Genomic DNA, 1,310 nt, shown 5'->3' on the forward strand with positions numbered 1-1,310 from the left:
CGATAAGATCAAATCGCGGGTTGTCCACGGCCGGGCGGCGGGTCGCCTGTCACGACCACGCTGCCCGGCGGTGGGCAACCCGCGCGACGACAAGCTTTGATCTTGTGCATGCAGGTTTTCGAACTCGAGCGGCGAGCAGTAGCCGATGCTGCTGTGGAGGCGGCGTATGTTGTACCAGCTCTCCAGAAACGAGAACAGACGCCGCCTTGCCAGTTCGTGGGTCGCGAAGTGTTCGCGACAGAGCAGTTCGGCTTCGAGCGTGCCGAAGAACGACTCACACATCGCGTTGTCATAGGCGTCGCCGGCGGTCCCCATCGACGGTTGCACGCCGGCTTCGCGGCAGCGCCGCCCGAAGGCAATGGACGTGTATTGACAGCCTTGGTCCGAATGAAGAATCACACCGTCATGGCGTCGCTGCTGCAACGCCATGTCCAACGCCCGTAGCATCAGTTCGGTGTACAGATGGTTGGACGTCGCCCAGCCGATTACGCGACGACTGAATACATCCAGCACAACCGCCAGATAGAGGAATCCTTCTCCCGTTGGTACATAGGTCGCATCTGCGACCCACAGCACGTTTGTCGCCTCGGCACTGAAATGCCGGCGCACCAGATCAGGCGCACGCCGGGCGCCAGCGCGCGGCCGTGTGGTGCGCGGCCAGCGCCGCCGGCTTGCCCCGCAGAGACCCGCCATACGCATGAGGCGCGCCACCCGTTTGCGCCCCACGCGTACGCCTTCGCGCGCGAGCTGCGCATGGATACGCGGTGCCCCATACGTGCCGCGCGAGCTCGCATGCAGCGTGCGGATGCGCGCGAGCAGTTGCGCATCGCTACGCGTGCGCATCGCGGGCTCTCGCACCAGCCAAATGTAATAGCCGCTCGTCGAGACACCGAGCAGCCGTGCCATCATCGCAACGGGCCAGCGGACCCGGTTCGCTTTCATGAATCCGTACCGCCCTTCGGTGGAACGGATCCCGTCTCCCTCGCGAACCAGGCTGCCGCGTGAGAGAGTATGTCGCGCTCCATCTTCAGTTGCCGGACCTCACGACGCAATCGTGTGAGTTCCTGCCGTTCGGCTGCGGTCAGACCGTCATGCCGCACACCTGCGTCGCGATCAGCCTGCGCCACCCAGTTGTAGATGGTCTGTGCAGTCGGCTCGAACTCCTTCTCCAATTCCTCCGGCCTGCGTCCGGCCTTCACCAGCTCGACCAGTTGCGCCCGAAATTCCGCCGGGTACGGGGTACGATGCTTGGCCATAATCGGCACCTCCTTCTCCAAAGGATAGATGTCCGTTTTTGCGGGTCAATCTCA

At 63.5% G+C, this 1,310-nt stretch carries 1 pseudogene; it reads right to left on the minus strand.

Features of this window, described 5'->3' with window-relative positions:
• Nucleotides 1-117: 117 nt before the first annotated feature.
• Nucleotides 118-1,256 (minus strand): annotated as a pseudogene (locus AB4Y34_RS41585) (IS3 family transposase); the annotation flags it as partial.
• Between the last annotated feature and the right edge of the window lie 54 nt (nucleotides 1,257-1,310).

This window comes from Paraburkholderia sp. BR10954 (genome assembly GCF_040965775.1).
In the GTDB taxonomy this organism is placed as follows: domain Bacteria; phylum Pseudomonadota; class Gammaproteobacteria; order Burkholderiales; family Burkholderiaceae; genus Paraburkholderia; species Paraburkholderia youngii.